This window comes from Pseudomonas sp. KH_027 (assembly GCF_057838565.1).
Window position 1 is genome coordinate 3,946,457 of the sequence record NZ_CM174470.1, and the last position, 19,127, is coordinate 3,965,583.

The 19,127-nt window shown below is 60.5% G+C and carries 20 protein-coding genes; 11 read left to right on the forward strand and 9 right to left on the reverse strand.

The window, feature by feature from the left end; all coding sequences use genetic code 11:
• The first annotated feature begins 175 nt into the window (after positions 1-175).
• Positions 176-1,066 carry an ROK family protein gene (locus tag AC3IYG_RS18425; protein ID WP_489310870.1) on the forward strand — a complete coding sequence of 297 codons (891 nt, stop codon included), beginning with the start codon at positions 176-178 and terminating at the stop codon, positions 1,064-1,066.
• Between the two features lie 12 nt (positions 1,067-1,078).
• On the opposite strand, the gene ampE is transcribed toward AC3IYG_RS18425, so the two are convergent.
• From ampE to AC3IYG_RS18440, 3 genes are all read right to left on the reverse strand, one after another.
• Entirely contained in the window at positions 1,079-1,915 is an 837-nt protein-coding gene (gene ampE / locus AC3IYG_RS18430) for a regulatory signaling modulator protein AmpE (RefSeq protein ID WP_489310872.1), read from the reverse strand.
• Positions 1,916-1,927: 12 nt separating this feature from the next.
• Complete coding sequence (gene ampD / locus AC3IYG_RS18435; protein WP_489310873.1) at positions 1,928-2,476, reverse strand: 1,6-anhydro-N-acetylmuramyl-L-alanine amidase AmpD; 549 nt, start codon at positions 2,474-2,476, stop codon at positions 1,928-1,930.
• A gap of 241 nt (positions 2,477-2,717) precedes the next feature.
• Positions 2,718-5,030 carry a DUF1631 domain-containing protein gene (locus tag AC3IYG_RS18440; RefSeq protein WP_489310875.1) on the reverse strand — a complete coding sequence of 771 codons (2,313 nt, stop codon included), beginning with the start codon at positions 5,028-5,030 and terminating at the stop codon, positions 2,718-2,720.
• A 305-nt stretch (positions 5,031-5,335) separates the two neighbouring features.
• On the opposite strand from AC3IYG_RS18440, the gene nadC reads away from it, so the two are divergent.
• Positions 5,336-6,184, forward strand: a complete 849-nt coding sequence (gene nadC, locus AC3IYG_RS18445) for a carboxylating nicotinate-nucleotide diphosphorylase (protein WP_489310877.1) — start codon at positions 5,336-5,338, stop codon at positions 6,182-6,184.
• Positions 6,185-6,361: 177 nt separating this feature from the next.
• Here the strand turns inward: nadC and hepT are convergent, their stop codons facing one another.
• The 4 genes from hepT to AC3IYG_RS18465 form a co-directional block, all read right to left on the reverse strand.
• On the reverse strand, positions 6,362-6,781 hold the full coding sequence (gene hepT, locus AC3IYG_RS18450; RefSeq protein ID WP_489310878.1) for a type VII toxin-antitoxin system HepT family RNase toxin: 420 nt from the start codon (positions 6,779-6,781) through the stop codon (positions 6,362-6,364).
• On the reverse strand, positions 6,771-7,166 hold the full coding sequence (mntA, locus tag AC3IYG_RS18455; RefSeq protein ID WP_489310880.1) for a type VII toxin-antitoxin system MntA family adenylyltransferase antitoxin: 396 nt from the start codon (positions 7,164-7,166) through the stop codon (positions 6,771-6,773). Before mntA ends, hepT begins: the two co-directional genes overlap by 11 nt.
• A 515-nt stretch (positions 7,167-7,681) precedes the next feature.
• Positions 7,682-8,212 (reverse strand): REP-associated tyrosine transposase, encoded by a 531-nt coding sequence (locus tag AC3IYG_RS18460; protein WP_489310882.1) that lies wholly within the window; start codon positions 8,210-8,212, stop codon positions 7,682-7,684.
• Between the two features lie 431 nt (positions 8,213-8,643).
• Entirely contained in the window at positions 8,644-9,048 is a 405-nt protein-coding gene (locus tag AC3IYG_RS18465; RefSeq protein WP_489310884.1) for a pilin, read from the reverse strand.
• A 225-nt stretch (positions 9,049-9,273) separates the two neighbouring features.
• On the opposite strand from AC3IYG_RS18465, the gene pilB reads away from it, so the two are divergent.
• Genes pilB through yacG form a run of 5 tightly spaced genes read left to right on the forward strand, consistent with a single transcriptional unit; the run spans position 9,274 to position 13,878 of the window.
• Positions 9,274-10,977, forward strand: a complete 1,704-nt coding sequence (pilB, locus tag AC3IYG_RS18470) for a type IV-A pilus assembly ATPase PilB (protein WP_489310886.1) — start codon at positions 9,274-9,276, stop codon at positions 10,975-10,977.
• A 3-nt stretch (positions 10,978-10,980) separates the two neighbouring features.
• Positions 10,981-12,198 (forward strand): type II secretion system F family protein, encoded by a 1,218-nt coding sequence (locus AC3IYG_RS18475; RefSeq protein ID WP_489310888.1) that lies wholly within the window; start codon positions 10,981-10,983, stop codon positions 12,196-12,198.
• 2 nt (positions 12,199-12,200) lie between these two features.
• Complete coding sequence (locus tag AC3IYG_RS18480) at positions 12,201-13,073, forward strand: prepilin peptidase (RefSeq protein WP_489310890.1); 873 nt, start codon at positions 12,201-12,203, stop codon at positions 13,071-13,073.
• Complete coding sequence (coaE, locus tag AC3IYG_RS18485; RefSeq protein WP_489310892.1) at positions 13,070-13,681, forward strand: dephospho-CoA kinase; 612 nt, start codon at positions 13,070-13,072, stop codon at positions 13,679-13,681. Before AC3IYG_RS18480 ends, coaE begins: the two co-directional genes overlap by 4 nt.
• On the forward strand, positions 13,678-13,878 hold the full coding sequence (gene yacG / locus AC3IYG_RS18490) for a DNA gyrase inhibitor YacG (RefSeq protein ID WP_489310894.1): 201 nt from the start codon (positions 13,678-13,680) through the stop codon (positions 13,876-13,878). The genes coaE and yacG overlap by 4 nt, the downstream gene beginning before the upstream one ends.
• Before the next feature lie 804 nt (positions 13,879-14,682).
• Here yacG and AC3IYG_RS18495 read toward each other — a convergent pair.
• Both AC3IYG_RS18495 and AC3IYG_RS18500 read right to left on the reverse strand, forming a co-directional pair.
• Positions 14,683-15,857 (reverse strand): IS3 family transposase gene (locus AC3IYG_RS18495; RefSeq protein WP_489309979.1). Its coding sequence is split into 2 segments (ribosomal slippage): positions 14,683-15,590 and positions 15,590-15,857, totalling 1,176 coding nucleotides; the frame shifts between segments, so codons are not numbered across the junction.
• A 611-nt stretch (positions 15,858-16,468) separates the two neighbouring features.
• Positions 16,469-17,158: an energy-coupling factor ABC transporter permease gene (locus AC3IYG_RS18500; protein WP_489310896.1), complete on the reverse strand. Its 690-nt coding sequence runs from the start codon at positions 17,156-17,158 to the stop codon at positions 16,469-16,471.
• 191 nt (positions 17,159-17,349) lie between these two features.
• Between AC3IYG_RS18500 and AC3IYG_RS18505 the strand changes: the two genes are divergently transcribed.
• Genes AC3IYG_RS18505 through AC3IYG_RS18520 form a run of 4 tightly spaced genes read left to right on the forward strand, consistent with a single transcriptional unit; the run spans position 17,350 to position 19,124 of the window.
• Positions 17,350-17,772: a thermonuclease family protein gene (locus AC3IYG_RS18505; protein ID WP_489310898.1), complete on the forward strand. Its 423-nt coding sequence runs from the start codon at positions 17,350-17,352 to the stop codon at positions 17,770-17,772.
• Positions 17,773-17,790: 18 nt separating this feature from the next.
• Positions 17,791-18,420 (forward strand): DUF1780 domain-containing protein, encoded by a 630-nt coding sequence (locus tag AC3IYG_RS18510; RefSeq protein ID WP_489310900.1) that lies wholly within the window; start codon positions 17,791-17,793, stop codon positions 18,418-18,420.
• Complete coding sequence (locus tag AC3IYG_RS18515; RefSeq protein ID WP_489310902.1) at positions 18,417-18,911, forward strand: MOSC domain-containing protein; 495 nt, start codon at positions 18,417-18,419, stop codon at positions 18,909-18,911. Before AC3IYG_RS18510 ends, AC3IYG_RS18515 begins: the two co-directional genes overlap by 4 nt.
• A 39-nt stretch (positions 18,912-18,950) precedes the next feature.
• Positions 18,951-19,124, forward strand: coding sequence for a DUF3094 family protein (locus tag AC3IYG_RS18520; RefSeq protein ID WP_489310904.1), 174 nt, complete (start codon positions 18,951-18,953; stop codon positions 19,122-19,124).
• Positions 19,125-19,127: the final 3 nt, after the last annotated feature.

Sequence of the window (19,127 nt, forward strand, 5' to 3'; positions counted from 1 at the left end):
TGGACGGGTAAGTAGCATGCCTGGCAGCCCTTCCACCCTTGCAGGCTCGACCCGAGTCACTCGCATCGGAGCGACAAGAGCAAGCGGTTGAATGTGCCTAAAGTCACAAAACCGCACGGGCGCAGCATCCTGTATACCTGATATCGACCCGACCCTCTGTAACTTAAGGTTAAGAATGCATCCATCACTGCGCTTGGGTATTGATCTGGGTGGCACCAAGATCGAAATTGTCGCCTTGGTCAACAACCAGCCGGTCCACCGCCGCCGGTTGCCCACCCCGCAAGGCGACTACGCCGCCACCCTGGCGACTATCGTCGAACTGGTGGCGCAGGCCGAGCGCGAACTGGGCGTCCGCGGCAGCGTCGGAGTCGGCATTCCAGGCACCCGCTCACCGGACCACGGGCGGATCAAGAACGCCAACTCGATCTGCCTGATCGACCAGGACCTGCAAGGCGACCTCGCACGCCTGCTGCAACGCCCGGTACGTCTGGCCAACGATGCCGACTGCTTCGCCCTGTCGGAAGCCAGTGATGGTGCCGGCGCGGGCGCAGCCACGGTATTCGGGGTCATTCTCGGTACCGGGGTTGGCGGCGGCGTGGTGATCAATGGCCGCCTGCTTGGCGGGCCGAACGGCATTGCCGGCGAATGGGGGCACAATCCGCTGCCCTGGCGCCGCCCCGAGGATGGTCCGGCCCGGCGCTGCTATTGCGGGCTGGAGGACTGCATCGAGACCTTCCTGTCCGGCCCCGGCTGGGCCGCCCGCAGCGACCTCGGCCTGGATGCCGGCGCCTTGGCCCTCGCGGCCACGGGTGCCGACACTGCGGCCCGGCAAGCCCTCGAACGCTACTGCGACCAACTGGCGCGCGGGCTGGCCTCAGTCATCAACCTGCTCGACCCGCACGTCATCGTGCTCGGTGGTGGCCTGTCGAATATCGGCGCGCTGTATCAGCAGGTGCCGCAGCTATTGCCGCGTTACGTATTTTCCGACCGGATCAACACCCGCCTGCTGCCAGCGCGGCACGGCGATTCCAGCGGCGTACGCGGCGCCGCCTGGCTGTGGGAGTGAGCGCCAGACGACTTAAACAAGCAACGCCCACACGGCAAAAACGGCATACCAGAACACCGCCGCGCGCACTAATAATTGCCAGAGCCCGTCCAGGCTGGCGACGCCCGCCTCGCCCAACACCGGCTCGGACACCTCCCCCCCCGCGCGCCCCGCCTGGGTCACCAGCTGCGCGGCGGAAATACTCCAGTTCAACAGCTCATGCAGCAACACCCGGCTGACCGCGACAAAACTGCCCACCAAGGCGAAGCTCGCCACCAGCAGCCTCGCCGGCAGCCAATCGAAGGCATGCCGCCACTGCACTGCACGCTCACGCAGGATCGGTTGCGCGACATGTTCGGTCATCAACGCCAGCAGCCGATAGGCCAAGGCCGCCACCGGCCCGAGCAGGGCGTACCAGAAGATAACCGCGAAGAAGCTTTGATAAGCCTGCCAGAGCAGATAGCCCTGCACCTGCTGCAACAGCGCGCCCTCCTCCTCGGCCTGCAATGCCAGGTCGCGGTGCGCCACCAGATACGCCGCCTCGGCATCGCCGCGCCGCCAACTGTCACGGAAGGGGCCGAGGGCCGCCAATGGGTCGCCACGCCCCAGGCTGTAAACCAGCACCAGCAGGTGCACCGGCAAGGCCAGCCAACCATAGGCCACCGACTCGAGCAGCGTCAGCAACAAAGCCAGCGCCGCCAGCGGCAACAACACCAACAGCAGGATCGCCAACCAGGGGCTCTCGACAAAGTCGGCCTGCCGCTCGACCCACGCCAGCAGACGCAACCAGGGGCCATCCTGCTGGATCCTGGCTCGCAGGGCCGAGAACTTCTCGACCCAGAGCACCAACAGCAGCACCAGAAAGCTCATTGCCTCTACTCCTTATTCGGTTAAAGCCGCTCGCAGACGCAGCCAATCAAAAGCCGGCCCCGGATCGGTTTTGCGCCCCGGCGCGATATCGCTGTGGCCGCAGATACGCGCCAAAGTGATCGCCGGATAGGCGCTCAGCAACTGCCGGCTCAATTGCACCAGCGCCGCATACTGGGCGTCAGTGAAAGGCTCATCGTCAGTACCCTCCAACTCGATCCCGAGCGAGAAGTCATTGCAGCTCTCTCGCCCCTCGAAACGTGAAACCCCGGCATGCCAGGCACGTTGCAGACAGGAGACAAACTGGGTCACCACACCGTCACGCTCGATCAGAAAATGCGCCGACACCTGCAAAGCGGCGATACCCGCGAAGTATGGATGCTCATCGGCCACCAGCTGATTTTGAAACAATGCCTGCACCTTGCCGGTGCCGAACTGGCCAGGCGGCAGGCTGATGTTATGAATCACCAACAGGGAAATTTCCCCCAGGGGGCGATCATTGCAATTGGGCGAAGGGCAGCGACGCACCCCCTCACACCAACCATTCGAGCGATCCAACTGCATAGCGACTCCTTAGCTACCAATCACTCTAGAGCAGGCCGGCGGCAGGGCCAAGCAGCATAAACGACAACGCCCGGCAAAGTGCCGGGCGTTGTCGGTTGTGGTTATGCCTGAGTAGCGGTGGCAAAGCGCAATACCTGTAGGAGCGGGCCATGCCCGCGAAAGCCATCAAGCATCGCGGGCATGGCCCGCTCCTACGAAGAGCTACATGCACGGGGGCTTAGCCTTTGATCCCAGCCGTGAATCAGGTGTTTTTCAGTCGGCGCAGATTGCCGATCACCGACTCCAGGGCACGGTCGAACAACAAGGCATCATCGAGCAGGCGAATAGCGCAGCGGCGGAACTCAACCGCCAGGCCCATGCGGGTCTTTTCCAACACCTTCATGCCGGTACGGTTGACGAAGATGTACTTGCCCGTGGGCTTGATCACCGCCGCCAACTTGCAGCGCAGCTTGTGCTCTTCGTCCTCCTGGAACTCCACCCAGCTGCCGACGCGCAGGTTATCGACCTTCAGCAGCGCCTCGTCATCATCAGCCAGGCAGACTTCCGGCTCATGCACCCGGCTTTCGCCTGGCGCCAACAGAATGATTTCTTCAATCACCTCGACCATCGTCGGGCCGTCGGCCTGCTCGAGCGCATCCGCCGGCGGCAGCTCCAGCAGCGGCGACTCGACGCCGAGATCGGCCAACAACTCGACGGCAGCGGACTGTTCCGGGGTTGGTTCGGTTTCTGGAAGCTGTCGTTTGAAACGCTGGAACGCCTGAACATGCAGGACCTCCAGCTGGCTGAAAAACTCGCTGGTGGAGAACGGGTCGAACGCAGCACTGGCCATCCCTTCGCGCAATGCCTTGAGCAGCCCCGGCACCAACTCCAGCAAGTGCAGACGCGCCTCCGGGTCTTCGTGCGGCGCCACACTCCAGACCAGATCATCCATGGTCGCCAGCGCCGCCTGCCATTCCGGCGAGTGGACGCCGTGCTTGAGGCACGTGAGCATCAGCACCTTGCTCCAGGCTTCCTGCAGCAGGCGCACCACCACTTCCGGCAGCGTCTTGCCCAACAACCGCTCATTCAACGCCTGCTCCACCTGCCGACGGGCCAGCTCGGCCTTGGCGCTACCCTCTTCGGCATCGCGGGTGCGTTGCTCGAGCAGTTCGCTGCGGCGGCGCTCATCGCCGGTAAAGGCCAGGAACTCGGCCAGCAACTCGGAGAAAATCGCCGGATCATCGACAAAGTCGTTCAACAGCCGCTGCACCACCTGTTCGATCTTCTGATACAAGCTGTCGCGCTGGGTATCGTCGTGCTCGGCCCAGCCCAAGGCAGCAGAAGCGATCTCATTGAGCAGGCGCCGCGCCGGATGGCTGCCACGGCTGAAAAAGGTCTTGTCCAGCACCGCCACTTTCAGCATCGGAATCTGCAAGCGACCGATCAAAGCCTTCAGCGAGTCCGGCAGCGTGCGGTCATCGAGAATGAACTCGAACAGCATGGACACCAGGTTGATCACGTCCTCATCGACCTCGCCCACCACCCGTGACTTGCCACTTTTGGCACTGGCGCGGCTCAGCAACTGCTCCAGTTGCTGACGCAGGTCGAAATCATCCAGGGCTTCCGGGGCCGGCGGGCGCTGCTGCAGGTGCGAAAGCAAACGCATCAGGTCATTGCTGGAGATCGGTAACGCATCGGCCGGCATCTCACGCCGCGGCATACCTGCGCCGCGCACTTGCGAGAGCAGCTCCTGCAATACACCGAACACCTCCTGCACACCGTCGCCAAGGTAACCGCCACCCTCTGCGAGATGCGCACCGCCACCCTGCTGCCCAAGGCGTGAAGCGGATGCCGACGCCTGACCCGGCGAACGACGCAGCGGCGCCGACTTGAGCTCGGGCAACACGCCCGCGGCAACCAACTGCTGGTTGGCCTCGGCGTAAAGCTGGTCAAGGTCGCTCAATACGTACTTTTCGAACAGCTTGAGAATGATCAGCTTGACCTTGATCTCGACACCCAGGCGGCTACACGCCTCCAGAAAAACGCCGCAAAGCAGCATGGGGCCGAGGGGGTTGGTCTTGTCATCGAGTTTCTTGCTGACCACCGCATTCAGACGGGTAGTCAGATGGCCCAGCGCGATACCGTCGCGGCTCATGACCTTGGCCACCATGGAATCCAGCGCGACCGACTCTTCCAGCTCATCGTTCTGGATCAGCGCGAGCGTGTCGAAAGACACCGCACCCAGCTGCGGCGACCTACCAATTTCATATTGGTTGAGGGTGGCGAAAGACTCGAAGACTTTTTGCAGGAAGCCGCGCTCGATGCTTTTGCGCTTCAAACGCAAATCGCGCATGGCTTCGAAGAACGTGTTCTGCTCGGCATTGCTGGTCGCGCGATCGGCCATCTCGAAGAGCGTGTCGTCCGCGTTGTCGAACAGCGCCTGCAGCGCCTGCTTAAGCTGCTGAGCAGCTTTATCGCGCACCTGGATCAGCGCCACGGGCAGCCTTCCCACCGGTGAAGTTGGCGAGTGCTCAGGGGCAACCTTGTTGAGGTGCACCACTTTCGCATCAGTCATTGCAAGTCTCCCGCAGACTAGCCCGCTCGGGCCCGTTCGTCTGCACAACGATCAACTGAGCGTCATCCGTAACGTCAAAGGTATGGCGTCAATATGTAAGCAGTAAAAGTCATTATAGGGATCGACCCCGGGATTTAAGCCGACTTTTCCCGCAGACATGACCCACGTCACAGATGTACTCCAACAACCTACGAACGGCTACCCGCGCGCGACCAACGCGCTATCGCAGTGAATTTAGCATCAATCACGCTGCACCCGCCGCCCAGCCTCCCTATAATCGCCCGACCTAGAGAGTGGAGCCCGCCATGCCGAACCTGATCCTCGCCGACCTCAGCGCAGAAATCGAAGCCAACGTCCGCCGCGCCTTGCGCGAAGACATCGGCAGCGGCGACATCACCGCCCAACTGATCCCCGCCGTGCGCCAGGCCCGCGCCACCATCATCACCCGCGAAGCCGCCGTGATCAGCGGCACAGCCTGGGTTGACGCCGTGTTCCGGCAGCTCGACCCGAGCGTCATCGTGGATTGGCAGGTCAAGGATGGCGAACGGGTAACGCCCAACCAAACCCTCTTCCAGCTGGAAGGCCCGGCCCGCGCACTGCTCAGCGGCGAGCGCAGCGCACTGAACTTCCTGCAAACCCTGTCCGCCGTCGCCACCCGCTGCCAGCACTACGCCGACCTGGTGCAAGGCACCGGCGTCAAACTGCTCGACACCCGCAAAACCCTGCCCGGCCTGCGCCTCGCGCAAAAATACGCCGTCACCTGCGGCGGCTGCCACAACCACCGCATCGGCCTCTACGACGCCTTCCTTATTAAGGAAAACCACATCGCCGCCTGCGGCGGCATTGCCCAAGCCGTGCAAACCGCCCACACAATCGCCCCCGGCAAGCCGGTGGAAGTCGAAGTGGAAAGCCTGGAAGAACTGCAGCAGGCCCTGGCGGCCGGCGCGGACATCATCATGCTCGACGAGTTGAGCCTGGAAGAAATGCGCACCGCGGTAAAACTCACCAACGGCCGCGCCAAACTGGAAGCCTCAGGCGGCATCAACGAAACCACCCTGCGCCACATCGCCGAGACGGGCGTGGACTACGTTTCGATCGGGGCGCTGACCAAGGACGTGAAAGCCATCGACCTTTCCATGCGCCTCAGCCTCTGAGCGGATCATGCCGGCCAACCGGTCCGCGGCGAACGGCGGAGCCCCTGTGGGGATTCCACCCTACGGCCCGACCAAGCCCCACGCACCCGCAGGGTGGATTAGCCGCGCAGCGGCGTAATCCACCATGGGCTTGGCTCACAGCGAGCGGCGCACACACTAAAAGCCCAACTGACGCCCCTAAGGCTTTGCGTCGCGAAGCAATATTGCCTTCGAATAGTCGAGAAATTCGTCCAAGTGACCGGTAATCACCGCTACGGTGATCGGCAATTGCAACGCCTGATATTCATGCACCGCGATATTGCGAAAGCCGACCATACGCTTTAGCGCCTCAGCCAGTTCGCTATCTATCCATCCCGCGCCAGCCAGCAGCACGAACACGTCGCGTGCGCCTTGCGGAATGCCCAAGCGCTCTCGGCGGATCAAATGCTGCCCCATATCCAAAGCGGCCTCACAAGCACGCTGAATATTGAGAATTGCGGCATCCTGACGGGTGAAATCGGAAGCGAAGCTGGAAGGATCGCGGGCATACTCTTCGCGCGCACGCGCCACACAACGCTCAATGGTCGCAGTCTTATTGAGCAACACATCATCGGCCATAAACTCGTCCATCCCGCTGAATATCTTCCAACAAACCAGCCCTGGCTCGATCAAGCTCAAGTTTTTCACTGAGCATCGCGCACTCGAACAACCCAGCCTGCCCATCGGCCACCCACCAACGCTCCCCCGCCAGGAGAACCTGCTGCTGCATGACTGTCGAAGCCCTGCGCAAATCCAACAAATCCACTGGGCATCCGGCGATATCAGCCAACTCGCCGGCAAGCTCCCACAAAAATACAGGCTCGGCATAGCCTGCAACGAGCACTGCGAGATCCAAATCGCTATCAGCGCCGGCATTGCCTTGTATGCGACTGCCAAAGGCATAAATCGCCAACAGCCCCGGAACCCTATCCCGTAATAGGCCGATCAACGCCTGCTTGTGCATATACAAGCCCCTTACGCCACTGTGCCGCCAGTTTAGGGAGAAGCCTCCAGGCCGTCCAATGATCAACCTCCGCATCGGTCGCCACGACGCCTCCCTTAAGGCGATCCACGTCACCCAAGCCCCCCACACAATCGTTGACCTGAACAGGCCTACCAGCCGGCCCGCGGCGGGCGGTGGAAGCCCCTGCGGGGGGATTCCACCCTACGAGCCGACCAAGCCCCACGCAACCGTAGGGTGGATTAGCCGCGCAGCGGCGTAATCCACCTAGGGCCACACAAGCAAACGCCCCCGCACAAGGCGGGGCGTTTGCTTATAACCGGAGCGTGACGACCGATCGGCTCGCGGTAAACGGTGGAAGCGCCTTCGGCGATTCCACCCTACGATCCCGCCAAGCCCCGCGCACCCGTAGGGTGGATTAGCCGCGCAGCGGCGTAATCCACCATGGGCTTGGCTCGTAGCACCGCAGGGCGGATTAACCATGCCGCGCGCGCAATCCACCCCCGCCCTCAAATACCTCAACCATCACCCGGTACATTGAGCCCAACATCGCCCGCCCAATCATGCGGATACAACCCGCATCGAACATCACGATGAAAAGTCGAATAGGGCCAGTCGATCACCCGTGTCACCAGGCCATGCTTTAACGGATTGATATGCACATAATCCACATGCCGACGAAAATCATCCTCATCGCGTATCAGATGCTCCCAATAGCGACGCTGCCAGATACCCCGCTCACCCCGTAACACGCGGTTGATCGAGCGGTATTCATCCGCAGGCAAAGCCCGGCAAAAGAAGGTTTTCAGCAAGCGCCAACGCAAAGAAAAGCTGGCATCGCCAGGCGGCAGCGTCCATACGCAATGCATATGCTCCGGCAACACCACCCAAGCATCGATAGCAAAAGGATGCAGCCGTCGAACATGACGGATCGACTCACGTAACGTATCGATATGCCGGACGAGCAAATTATTGCCCCGGCGTTGCAGCAGATTAACGGTAAAAAACCAAGTGGCCCCTTCCACACGGGCCCGACGATAGTTCGGCATTCCATGCCTCCAACGTATCCCTGTACAAACACCCTAGCAAACGTAGGGTGGATTAGCCGCGCAGCGGCGTAATCCACCATGGGCCACACAAGCAAACGCCCCGCACAAGGCGGGGCGTTTGTTTATAACCGGAGCGTGACGGCCGAACGGTTCGCAGTAAACGGTGGAAGCGCCTTCGGCGATTCCACCCCACGGGGTAATCCGTCATACCGCGATGTACAAACACCCTAGCAAACGTAGGGTGGATTAGCCGCGCAGCGGCGTAATCCACCATGGGCCACACAAACAAACGCCCCGCACAAGGCGGGGCGTTTGTTTATAACCGGAGCGTGACGGCCGAACGGTTCGCGGTAAACGGTGGAAGCGCCTTCGGCGATTCCACCCTACGAGTTAATCCGTCATACCGCGATACGAATCAATCCGCCATACCGTTAGTTCGTAGTAGTGCAGCCTTTAATTGTCACTGTTGTCGAACCAACACCAGTCAACGCGCAGCCCCAAGTAATTGTCCCTGCCACGGCAGAGCTCGGAGTCAGCGTCGCAGTGATACCACCCACAGTGCTGGCCAATACGCCAGCGCCGGTGCAGCCCGGAATGGCAGTGCTATCAGTATCTGTACAGCCAAGAGTGCCTGGAGCTGCAGCAGCAACGCCAACACTGAACGCTTCAGCCACCTTAATTTTCTGGCCCCCGAGGTTGCCGACGGCTGCCCCGGCATTCGCTCGTCTTACGTAATCCTGATAAGCCGGCAACGCAATCGCCGCCAAGATGCCGATGATCGCCACAACGATCATCAATTCAATCAGGGTAAAACCCTTTTGCATTTGAGCTTTCATGTGAGTCTCCTAGAGTGATTAGGCCATCAGCCTGAGAGAGACCCAGCAGATAGCGTGCCAACTCAGTAACCCCCGCAAAGCGCCTTAAATTCGCACTATCCGCCCATGCAGCAAGCGCCACTAACTCGCAGCTTGTGACATTTTTTGCCACCTGCTTGATCGCCGTTTGGCAGCCTTGCGCAACTGCGCTATAAGGCAGGGCATTGTGTCTATGAGTTTTCTGTCATGAATGACGCCGTTTCCCTCTCCGGCCTGGCCAGGCAAATGGTACTGGCCGAACTACTGGACGAAAAATCCGCCCAGCAAGCGCAGCAGCAAGCGCAGCGTAACAAGCTGTCGCTGGTCACCTACCTGGTGCAGAACAAGCTGGTCAAGAGCCGACCCCTTGCTGAACTCGCAGCCGAACAGTTCGGCGTGGCCTTTCTTGACCTAGGCAGCATCGACAAGGAAAGCCAGCCCAAGGATCTGGTCAGCGAGAAACTGATTCGCCAGCACCGCGCCCTGCCCTTGTGGCGCCGCGGCAACAAACTCTTTGTCGCCGTATCCGACCCGACCAATCATCAAGCGGTTACCGATATTCAGTTCTCAACCGGGCTGACCACCGAATCCATTCTGGTTGAAGACGATAAGCTCGGCGACGCCATTGAAAAGTTTTTCGATAACGCCAACAGCGGCATGGAAGAGCTCGGTGACGTTGACCTCGACGGCTTGGACATTCAAGCCGTCGATGAAGACAAGCAAGATAATGCTGAAGGCAATTCAGCGGACGACGCGCCAGTAGTGCGCTTTGTTAACAAGATGCTGCTGGATGCCATCAAAGCGGGCTCATCAGACCTGCACTTCGAGCCTTACGAAAAAAGCTACCGGGTACGCTTTCGTACCGACGGCATCCTCCATGAGATAGCTCGCCCCCCCGTACAGCTAGCTCCGCGTATTTCGGCACGCTTGAAAGTCATGGCCAGCCTGGATATTTCCGAGCGTCGCAAGCCGCAAGATGGGCGCATCAAGATGCGCATCTCGAAAAACAAGTCGATCGACTTCCGGGTCAGCAGCTGTCCGACACTGTGGGGCGAGAAGATTGTGATGCGGATTCTCGACTCCTCCAGCGCCCAGATGGGCATCGACGCACTCGGTTATGAAGAGTCGCAGAAAGAGCTGTACCTCAGCGCACTGAAGCAACCGCAAGGCATGATTCTGGTAACCGGCCCTACTGGCTCGGGCAAAACCGTCTCGCTTTACACCGGCCTCAACATCCTCAACACACCGGACGTCAATATTTCCACGGCCGAAGACCCGGTGGAAATCAACCTCGAGGGGATCAACCAGGTCAACGTCAACCCCAAGCAGGGCATGGACTTTACTGCAGCCCTGCGTTCCTTCCTGCGCCAGGACCCCGATATCATCATGGTCGGAGAGATTCGTGACATCGACACGGCCTCCATTGCCATCAAAGCGGCGCAGACCGGGCATATGGTGATGTCTACCCTGCACACCAACAGCGCCGCCGAGACCCTGACCCGTTTGCGCAATATGGGTGTGCCTTCTTTCAACATCGCCACCTCAATCAATCTGATCATTGCCCAGCGTTTGGCGCGCAAGCTCTGCAGCAGTTGCAAGAAGGTGGTACAGATCCCGCGCGAGGCGCTCCTGGAAGAAGGCTTTCCGGAAGACAAGCTCGACACCTTCAAGATTTATGGCCCGGTTGGCTGCGAAAACTGCAACGGCGGCTACAAAGGCCGTGTCGGTATTTATGAAGTAGTTAAAAACACGCCAGCCCTGCAGCGGATTATCATGGAGGAAGGTAATTCCATCGATATCGCGCTACAAATGCGCAAAGACGGCTTCAATGACCTGCGCACTTCGGCGCTGCTGAAGGCCATGCAGGGCGTCACCAGCCTCGAAGAAGTGAACCGCGTGACTAAGGACTAATCCATGGCCGTGAAGACGATAAAAACCAGCACCTTCAGCTGGGAAGGGACGAACAAAACAGGCTCCAAGCTCAAAGGCGAGACAAGCGGCCAAAACCCAGCCCTGGTTAAAGCTCAACTACGCAAGCAAGGCATCAACCCGACCAAGGTGCGGAAAAAGTCAGTCTCACTGTTCAGCGCCGGCAAAAAAATCAAACCGATGGATATCGCCCTGTTTGCGCGGCAAATGGCAACCATGATGAAGGCCGGCGTACCCCTGCTGCAGTCTTTCGACATTATCGGTGAAGGGCTCGACAACCCGAACATGCGCAAATTGGTGGACGACATCAAGCAGCATGTTGCGGCGGGCAACAGTTTCGCCTCGGCCCTACGTACACGCCCCCTGTACTTCGATGACCTTTTCTGCAACCTGGTGGATGCGGGCGAACAAGCCGGCGCGCTGGAAGACCTACTTGATCGTGTCGCCACCTATAAAGAAAAGACCGAGGCGCTCAAAGCCAAAATCAAAAAAGCCATGAACTACCCCATTGCGGTCGTGGTAGTAGCCATTATCGTTTCTGCTATTTTGCTGATCAAAGTAGTTCCTCAATTCGAGTCTGTATTCGCCAGCTTTGGCGCAGAACTACCAGCATTTACTCAATTCGTAGTCGGCCTATCCCAGGGTTTGCAGAAGTGGTGGTTTGTTTTCTCAATAGGCCTGTTCGCCATTATTTTTGGCCTCATAGAAACGAAAAAACGCTCGGAAAAATTTCGCAACTGGCTTGACCGTCTAGCACTCAAAGCACCGATTGTCGGCGACATAATCTACAAATCTTCAGTTGCCCGTTATGCACGAACCCTGGCAACTACCTTTGCTGCCGGGGTGCCGCTGGTTGAAGCGCTGGACTCAGTGGCGGGCGCGACCGGCAATATCGTGTTCAAGAACGCTGTTAACAAAATTAAACAAGACGTCACTTCAGGTATGCAATTGAATTTCTCGATGCGCAGCACGAGTGTATTCCCCTCGATGGCGATTCAAATGACCGCTATCGGAGAGGAGTCCGGCGCCTTGGATATGATGCTGGATAAAGTCGCCAGCTATTACGAGGCTGAGGTCGATAACGCCGTCGACGGCTTAACTGCCTTGATGGAACCCCTGATCATGTCCGTGCTCGGCGTATTGGTCGGCGGCCTAGTTATTGCCATGTATCTACCCATATTCCAACTGGGCTCTGTGATTTAAACATGTCTGTAATCAACTTCCTGGCCAGCCAAGCGCTGGCCTTTGTTTTATGTGCCTTGCTGTTGGGCCTGCTTGTCGGCAGCTTCCTTAATGTCGTGGTTTATCGTCTACCCAAGATGATGCAACGCGACTGGAAGGCGCAGGCGCATGAGATTCTCGGCATGCCGGTTGAAGCAAGCGGTAAAACCTTCAACCTGATCCTGCCCAACTCCAGTTGCCCACACTGCGGCCATGAGATCAAGCCGTGGGAAAACATCCCGGTCATCAGCTACCTGTTTTTGCGCGGCAAATGCTCGTCCTGCCAAGCACCGATCAGCAAGCGTTATCCGCTGGTGGAGCTGGCCTGTGGGTTACTTTCAGCCTATGTCGCCTGGCATTTCGGTTTTAACTGGCAGGCCGGGACGATGTTGTTGCTGACCTGGGGTCTGCTGGCGATGAGTTTGATCGATGCCGACCACCAGCTATTACCGGACGCGCTGGTGCTGCCGCTGCTCTGGCTGGGCCTGATCGTTAACCAGTTCGGTCTGTTTACCAGCCCCGCCGATGCGCTCTGGGGGGCGATTGCCGGCTATCTGAGCCTGTGGTCGGTGTATTGGCTGTTCAAGTTGGTGACCGGCAAGGAAGGCATGGGCTATGGCGACTTCAAGCTGCTGGCCATGCTCGGCGCCTGGGGCGGCTGGCAGATTCTGCCGCTGACCATTCTGCTTTCGTCGCTGGTGGGGGCCGTGCTCGGCGTGATCATGCTGCGCCTGCGCAATGCCGAAACCAGTACGCCCATCCCCTTTGGCCCGTACCTGGCGATTGCCGGCTGGATTGCGCTGCTCTGGGGTGATCAAATAACCGGAACCTATCTTCAATTCGCCGGTTTTAAATGACTAAACCCTGGATTCTTGGCCTGACGGGCGGTATCGGCAGTGGTAAAAGTGCGGCGGCCCAGCACTTTATCGGGCTGGGCGTGCATTGCGTGGATGCCGACCACGCCGCACGCTGGGTGGTAGAACCTGGCCGCCCGGCCCTGGCGCAGATCGTGGCGCACTTCGGTGCCGGCGTGCTGCAAGCGGATGGCCAGTTGGATCGCGCGGCATTGCGCGCCCGCATCTTCCAAGCCCCTGAAGAGCGCCGCTGGCTGGAGGCACTGCTGCACCCGCTGATCGGGCAGGAAATCATCAGCAACCTGGCCCGCGCCGAATCGCCTTACGCGATTCTGGTCTCGCCACTGCTGGTAGAATCCGGCCAACACCAGCTGACCCAGCGTGTACTGGTGGTGGATGCCCCTGAAGAGTTGCAACTGCAACGCACCATGCAGCGCGACCAGGCCCCCGAACAACAAGTGCAGGCCATTCTCAAGGCCCAAGCCAACCGCGAAGAACGCTTACGCCACGCCGACGATGTACTGCTCAATGACCGCGATCTAAACTGGTTGCAGACTGAAGTCGAACGCCTGCACCACTTTTATCTGTCACTGCGCGGAGGCCAGTCATGAGCCAAGCCCCAATTGTTAACTGCCCAACCTGCGACGCCCCGGTCGAGTGGGGACCGCAAAGCCCAAGCCGGCCCTTCTGCTCCGAACGCTGCAAACTGATCGACCTGGGCGCCTGGGCGTCAGAAGAGCACGCGATCCCCGGCGACCCCGTGGAAGACGATATCTTCTCCGGCGATTTACCGCCGCGCCAGCATTGATCAACCCGTAGGGTGGATTAGCCGCGCTGCGGCGTAATCCACCGCAGCGCAAAAGCAAACGCCCGACACAAGGCAAGGCGTGGGGGTAGGCCAGCCAATCGGTTCGCAGTGAACGGTGGAAGCCCCTTTGGGGATTCCACCCTACGGTCTTGCTCTTGGTACGAGCGGGCCATGCCCGCGAAAGCCCCTCAAGCAAAAGCATCGCGGGCATGGCCCGCGCCTACCGGCTTACGCTACAGCCCGTAGGGTGGATTAGCCGCGCTGCGGCGTAATCCACCGCAGCGCAAAAGCGAACGCCCGACACAAGGCAGGGCGTTGGGGTAAGCCAGCCAATCGGTTCGCAGTGAACGGTGGAAGCCCCTTTGGGGATTCCACCCTACGGTCTTGCTCTTGGTACGAGCGGGCCATGCCCGCGAAAGCCCCTCAAGCAAAAGCATCGCGGGCATGGCCCGCTCCTACCGGCTTACGCTACAGCCCGTAGGGTGGATTAGCCGCGCTGCGGCGTAATCCACCGCAGCGTAAAAGCGAACGCCCGACACAAGGCAGGGCGTGGGGGTAAGCCAGCCAATCAGTTCGCAGTGAACGGTGGAAGCCCCTTTGGGGATTCCACCCTACGGTCTTGCTCTTGGTAGGAGCGGGCCATGCCCGCGAAAGCCCCTCAAGCAAAAGCATCGCGGGCATGGCCCGCGCCTACCGGCTTACGCTACAGCCCGTAGGGTGGATTAGCCGCGCTGCGGCGTAATCCACCGCAGCGCAAAAGCGAACGCCCGACACAAGGCAGGGCGTGGGGGTAGGCTGTAGTGGTCAAATAATTTCGGACACTGCGATAGGTTGTTTTGCCTGTTCCTGCTCGTAAGCCGTTGGCGGCTGGTAGCCAAGACTCGAGTGCAGACGCACGTTGTTGTAAAAGCCGACGATGTAGTCGGCGATATCTGTCATCGCCTCGGCGTGATTGGCGTAGTCACGCTGCCAGATCCGCTCCATTTTCAGGTTCAGAAAGAAGCGCTCCATCACCGCATTGTCCCAACAGTTACCCTTGCGGCTCATGCTCATCACCAAGCCATGCCGCTCAAGCACGGCCCGATGGGCTGCGCTGGCGTACTGGCTGCCCCGATCCGAATGAACGACCAGTCCCGCAGCGGGCTGGCGTTGCGCAATCGCCATCTGTAACGCCGAGCAGACCAGTTCTGCTGGCATGTTCGGCGCCATCGCCCAACCGACGATCTTGCGCGAGTACAAGTCCATTACCGCGGCCAGATACAGCCAGCCGCTGCGTGTGCGGATATAGGTGATATCGGCGACCCAGGCCAGATTGACCGCTTCAGGATTGAACTGCCGATTCAGAATATTGCCCGCTATCGGCAGGTCATGCTTGCTGTCTGTTGTATGGACAAACTTGCGCTTCCAGGTTGGACGGAGTTGGTGTTGAGCCATCATTCGCCTGACCCGATAGCGCCCCACGTAGACGCCCTGGGCCTTGAGCGCTGCCTGCAAGCGACGGCTGCCGTAAGCCCTACCATTCGCCATGAACAGGGCTTTTAGGGATACGACCACCGGACACGCCTTGATCGGCCGCAGCTGGCGGCTCCGTGCGGCGTAATACCCCGAACGGCTGACCCCGAGCAGCCGGCAGAGCCTTGTGGTCATGGCCTTCTGTTGCTCCTGAGCGATCACGCGATGGATCACTTCATTTCCCGGGCAAAGAAGGCCGATGCTTTTTTTAACAGATCGTTATCCTGTTTCAGCTGACGATTCTCGGCTTCGAGCTGGCGGATCCGCTGCTGCTCGGGTGTCAGCGGTTTACCTATCCCAGGTTGCCCGGATAGCTCTGCTTCGTACTGTTGAACCCAACGACGAACTGCCGTCTCACCAAGATCCATATCCTGGCAGATCTGAGGAATGCTCAGGCCTTGTTCCTTAACCATCTGAACGACTTGCAGCTTGAAGCTGGCGTCGAACCCTCTGCGTTTACGGCTCATACATGACTCCTCTGTCGGTGGATTTTCCACCTATCGAGGTGTCCAGGGAAATTAGACCACCACAGTCCAGCCAATCGGTTCGCAGTGAACGGTGGAAGCCCCTTTGGGGATTCCACCCTACGGTCTTGCTCTTGGTAGGAGCGGGCCATGCCCGCGAAAGCCCCTCAAGCAAAAGCATCGCGGGCATGCCCCGCGCCTACCGGCTTACGCTACAGCCCGCAGGGTGGATTAGCCGCGCTGCGGCGTAATCCACCGCAGCGCAAAAGCAAACGCCCGACACAAGGCAAGGCGTGGGGGTAGGCCAGCCAATCGGTTCGCAGTGAACGGTGGAAGCCCCCTTTGGGGATTCCACCCTACGGTCTTGCTCTTGGTAGGAGCGGGCCATGCCCGCGAAAGCCCCTCAAGCAAAAGCATCGCGGGCATGGCCCGCTCCTACCTGCTTACGCTACAGCCCGTAGGGTGGATTAGCCGCGCTGCGGCGTAATCCACCGCAGCGTAAAAGCGAACGCCCGACACAAGGCAGGGCGTGGGGGTAGGCCAGCCAATCAGTTCGCAGTGAACGGTGGAAGCCCCTTTGGGGATTCCACCCTACGGTCCTAAATCGGCGGGCATCAACGTGACCCGTCATCGTCCTTCCAGGGCGCTTGCAGGTAACGGGAACGATTGAAGGTTTCCAGCCAGTCCGGCTGGAACACCACCAAGGCGGTCACCAGCATGCCGTTGATAAACGCCTCGGGAAACATCACCAGCCAGAGATAACCGACAAAATCTTCCAGCCAGGCCGGCATGGGGAACCGCCCATCGAACCAGAGCACGCCCAGCCCGGCCAGCACGCAGAGCAAGGCCGCCAACGCCGCCGGAAAGAAGCCCGAACAGAAGATGTAGACGAACAGGTTGCGCGGCTGCGAGCGCTCCACCAGCCGTGCGCAGACCTCGGTGACCAGCACCGGAATCAGCACCAGCAACACCCCATTGAGGCCCAGTGCGCTGAACTCCTGACGGCCGATGGCGAGCAAACCGAGCTGCGCCGCCAGCCCGGCGAGCACTGCCAACGGCCAGTCGAGCAACAGGGTCACGGCCGTCATGCCGATGAAGTGGTAGGACACCCCGACCTCGAAGTCGCGCCGCACCAGCCACAACAGGAACAGCGCCAGCACCGTGCCAAACAGCAGGTGCTGGCGCCGAGCGTCACTGAACAACTCCAGCCAGGGCGCGCGCCAGGCGGCCCAGAACAACACCGGCAGATAAAGCGCCCACCCCCCGAAAAGGCTGGTCGGCGACAACAGCTCGGCGGCGATCATGGCAGCACCTGCGCCAGGCCAACGGCTGCTGCAACGGAGCGAATCGACATAGGCAACCCCCGAGCGCGTAGTGGCTCAGTCTACACCGTGGCAAAGCCCGCCACCGAAGCCTCCAGTGTCGCAGCGCGGCGAGCGGGAATAGGCTACAGTCGCGCCCCTTTGGCAGACACGTATTCGCCATGCAGCCGCTTTTGCCCCGCCTTGTTTTAGTCTTCACCCTGCTCTGCGCTTCACTGCTACAGGCCGCAGAAGGCCCTTATGGCAAAGTCCAGGTCGATGAGGTCACCAGCATCTATGACGGTGACACCTTTCGCGTAACCATCCGCGGCTGGCCCGCCGTCGTCGGCCAACGGGTGCCCGTGCGGCTCTACGGTATCGACACCCCGGAAATGCGCGACAAGCGCCCCAAGGTGCGCGATCTGGCCCGGCGCGCCAAACAATTCAGTGTCGAGCGCCTGCGCAACGGCAAGCGCATCGAACTGCGGCAGATTCGCCGCGACAAATATTTCCGCCTGCTCGCCGAAGTCTGGATCGACGGGCAAAGCCTCGGCGCCCTGCTGCTCAAGGCCGGCCTGGCCAAACCCTACGACGGGGGTACCAAGAACAGCTGGTAGCGGGCTAAGCTTGGAGGCATGGATGACTCCGACTATCTACGCCTACTGACCCATCAGGCCGAACAAGCCAACGCGCTGCTCTCCAATGCGCGCAAGTGGGAGCGCGAACGCTGGGTCTGCCAGCGGCTGCTGCAGGCACTCAACGTCCCGCACCGGCTCGAGGAGTTCAGCGCCGCCAGCCAGGAACCGCCGGATGTGCTGTTCCGCGATGCCAGCTTCGAGGTGTTTTTTGTGCTCGACGAAGGCCGCCGCCTGAATGACGAGTGGCGCGCCGAACTGGAACGGCGTCGCAGCGCCTTCTCCCTCAGCCAACTGGTGCGCCGCGAAATCCGTCCACGACGGATTCCCGCAGCCGAACTGCAGACCCGCCTGGCGCCGACGCTGCGCAAGAAAGCCCACAACTACCGCGAACGCGGCCTCGATCTCGGCGAGCTGGACCTGCTCGCCTGTGCCAACCTGAAACGCGCCATCACCGACTTCAACAGCCCCTTTCCACCGCCAACCGAGTTCCTGCGCCAGGGCTGGCGCTCGCTCTCGCTGGTCGGCCCGAATTTCGCCCGGGTGCTGTTCGCCCACTCCGGCGCCCCGGACTTTCTGCGCAACAACCTCGGCCGCACGGTGCTGCTGGATGTCGGAATCAGCCTATGAGCCCGCTGCAGGAGTTGCTCGCCGACGTGCCGCAACAAGGTCGCGTGCGCTGGATCGGCGTACGCCCTGGCGCGCACGAACAGATGATCGAGCTGGAGGCTGTGGAGGCCCGCCGCGAGGCCGGCCTGACCGGCGACCACTCCCGCCCCGGCCCGCGCAACGCCCGCCAGGTCACGCTGATCCAGTGGGAACACCTGGCCGTGATCAGCGCCCTGCTCGGTCGCGCCCCGGAGCAACCCGTCACCCCGCAGGATTTACGGCGCAATATCGCCATCAGCGGGATCAATCTGTTCAGCCTGAAAAACCGGCGCTTCCGGCTTGGTCAGGCCGTGCTGGAAACCACCGGCTGGTGTCAGCCCTGCGCGCGACTGGAACAACGCCTGGGTCGTGGTACCTTTCAAGCCACGCGCGGCCATGGCGGCATTACCGCCCGCGTGTTGCAAAGCGGCATTATTAGACTGAATGACGACCTCTGCGTTGAGCCCTTGTGAAGCGCGCAGCTAAGATGAGCCACCCCTAGCGAGGCATCCATGTCCAGCCGACTGAACCCTGACGACCAACAACGCGTTGACCAGTACCTGAGCGCTCCCCAGCACCAGGTCGAGCGCCGACCCTTCCGGCCCTGGTTTCTGCTGCTCATCGTCTTGATCCTGGTCATTGGCCTCGGCCTGCTGAGCCGCCTACTGAGCCGTTTAGTGCTATGAGCT